This window comes from Shinella sp. JR1-6, from assembly GCF_004284735.1.
Taxonomy (GTDB): domain Bacteria; phylum Pseudomonadota; class Alphaproteobacteria; order Rhizobiales; family Rhizobiaceae; genus Shinella.
This window is the reverse complement of the sequence record NZ_SHMI01000089.1, coordinates 1-2,877: the sequence shown is the minus strand read 5'-3', so window position 1 is coordinate 2,877 and position 2,877 is coordinate 1. Positions and strand designations below refer to the sequence as shown.

The 2,877-nt window shown below is 64.0% G+C and carries 2 protein-coding genes; both read right to left on the bottom strand.

Annotated features, from left to right (window positions below; all coding sequences use genetic code 11):
* On the bottom strand, window positions 1-2,694 hold the full coding sequence (gene acnA / locus EXZ48_RS34320; RefSeq protein WP_024271632.1) for an aconitate hydratase AcnA: 2,694 nt from the start codon (window positions 2,692-2,694) through the stop codon (window positions 1-3).
* Window position 2,695: 1 nt separating this feature from the next.
* On the bottom strand, window positions 2,696-2,877 hold a 182-nt coding region (locus EXZ48_RS35380), incomplete at its 5' end, for a hypothetical protein (RefSeq protein ID WP_207900613.1).

The window sequence follows — 2,877 nt, the reverse complement described above, 5'->3', positions numbered from 1 at the left end:
TCAAGCTGCGAGGTCTCTCAGGACGGTTTGCAGGATACCTCCGTTGTTCATGTATGTGACCTCGTCGAGGGTATCGATGCGGCAGAGGAGGGGGACGTTTTTCACGGTGCCGTCGGCATAGGTGATGGTTGCGATCTTCTTCTCGCGCGGCTTGATGTCGCCTTCCAGGCCCTCGATGGTGACGGTCTCGTCGCCCTTGAGGTCGAGGGAGGCCCAGGTCGTGCCGTCCTCGAAGACGAAGGGCACGATGCCCATGCCGACGAGGTTGGAGCGGTGGATGCGCTCGAAGGACTGGGCGATCACGGCCTTGACGCCGAGAAGGTTGGTGCCCTTGGCCGCCCAGTCGCGCGAGGAACCGTTGCCGTATTCCACGCCTGCGAAGATGACGAGCGGAACGCCCTCCTGCTTGTATTTCATCGCCGCGTCGTAGATCGACATCTCTTCCCTGGAGGGATAGTGGATCGTGTAGCCACCCTCCTTGCCGTTCGGGCCGAGCATGTGGTTGCGGATGCGGATATTGGCGAAGGTGCCGCGCATCATCACCTCGTGATTGCCGCGCCGCGTGCCGTACTGGTTGAAGTCGGCAACGCCGACGCCATGGCCGATCAGGTAGCTGCCGGCGGGCGATGCCGCCTTGATCGAACCGGCCGGCGAGATGTGGTCGGTGGTGATCTTGTCGCCGAAGAGGCCGAGCACGCGCGCGCCCTTGATGTCGGACAGGCCCGAGCCGGTCTTGCCCATGCCGACGAAGTAGGGCGGGTTCTGCACATAGGTCGACTGGTCGTCCCAGGCATAGGTCTGGCCCGCCGGCACCTGCACGGCCTGCCAGTTGGCATCGCCCTTGAAGACGTCGGCATATTTGGCGGCGTAGAGCGCGCGGGTGACGTATTTCAGGATGAAGGCCTGGATCTCCTGCGAGGAGGGCCAGATGTCCTTGAGATAGACCGGCTTGCCGTCCCTGTCCTCGCCGAGCGGTTCGCTCGTCAGGTCCTTCTGCACGGAGCCGGCCAGCGCATAGGCAACGACGAGCGGCGGGGAGGCGAGGTAGTTCGCCTGCACGTCCGGCGAGATGCGGCCCTCGAAGTTGCGGTTGCCCGACAGGACGCCCGCGGCGATCAGCCCCTTGTCGTTGATCGTCCTGGAGATCGGCGCCGGCAGCGGGCCGGAATTGCCGATGCAGGTCGTACAGCCGAAGCCGACGAGGTTGAAGCCGAGCGCGTCGAGATCGGCCTGCAGGCCGGACCTGGCAAGGTATTCGCCGACGACCTGCGATCCCGGCGCCAGCGACGTCTTCACCCACGGCTTGGTCTTCAGGCCCCTGGCGACCGCGTTGCGGGCGAGCAGCCCGGCGGCGATCAGCACCGACGGGTTCGACGTGTTGGTGCAGGAGGTGATGGCGGCGATCGCCACGTCGCCATGGCCGAGGTCGTAATCCGTGCCCTCGACCGGGTAGCGGTTCTCAAGCTGGCCCGGCTTCTTGTAGTCGTTGTCCATGGCGCTCGCAAAGCCCGCGGCGATGCTTTCCAGCGGGACGCGGCCCTCCGGGCGCTTCGGGCCGGCCATCGCCGGAACCACGGCGCCAAGGTCGAGCTCCAGCGTGTCGGTGAAGACGAGGTCGGAACCGTCGCCGTCACGCCACATGCCTTGAGCCTTCGAATAGGCCTCGACCAGCGCGATGCGCTGCTCGTCGCGGCCGGACATGGTGAGGTAGTTGACCGTCTCGGCATCGACCGGGAAGAAGCCGCAGGTCGCGCCGTATTCCGGACCCATATTGCCGATCGTCGCGCGGTCGGCCAGCGTCATGTTGTCAAGGCCGGGGCCGAAGAACTCGACGAACTTCGACACCACGCCCTTCTTGCGCAGCATCTGCACGACCATCAGCACCAGGTCGGTCGCCGTCACGCCTTCCTTCAGCTTGCCCGTCAGCTTGAAGCCGATGACCTCGGGCAGCAGCATGGAGACCGGCTGGCCGAGCATGGCCGCCTCCGCCTCGATGCCGCCGACGCCCCAGCCGAGAACGCCAAGCCCGTTGATCATCGTCGTGTGGCTGTCCGTGCCCACACAGGTATCCGGATAGGCGATGGTCTCGCCGTCTTCCTCTTTGGTCCAGACCGTCTGGCCCAGATATTCCAGATTGACCTGATGACAGATACCCGTGCCCGGCGGCACCACGCGAAAGTTCTTGAAGGCCTGCTGGCCCCATTTCAGGAAGCGGTAGCGCTCGCCGTTGCGTTCGTATTCGAGCTCCACATTGCGGGCAAAGGCGGTCGGCGTGCCGAACTCGTCGACGATGACCGAATGGTCGATGACAAGATCGACGGGAACGAGCGGGTTGATCTTCTCCGGATCGCCCCCGAGCGAGACCATCGCATCGCGCATCGCCGCAAGGTCGACGACCGCGGGAACGCCGGTAAAGTCCTGCATCAGCACGCGCGCCGGGCGATAGGCGATCTCGTTCTCCACCGTGCCCTTGTTGCTCAGCCATGCGGCGACCGACAGGATGTGCTCCTTGGTGACCGAACGGCCGTCCTCGAAGCGCAGGAGGTTCTCAAGCAGAACCTTCATCGAATAGGGCAGCCTCGAAACCCCGGAAAGCCCGTTCGCCTCGGCCTTCGGCAGGCTGTAATACACATAGTCGATGCCGTTCACCGTCAAGGTCGTACGACATTGGAAACTGTCTAGGGATCTGGACACGTTATACCCCGTTCCGTCTGGTCGCCAGAAACTGACGTACGAACGCCCGCGCGCAAAAAGCCCTTCGGGATGCGGGTGCGGCCATTTCCGCTGTCCGTACCCGGAAATCACTCCCGCGTTCGGCGCTGATCATCAAATTCACGCCGACCGCTGGCGTGATAAGCGCCTTATAGATAATTTCCT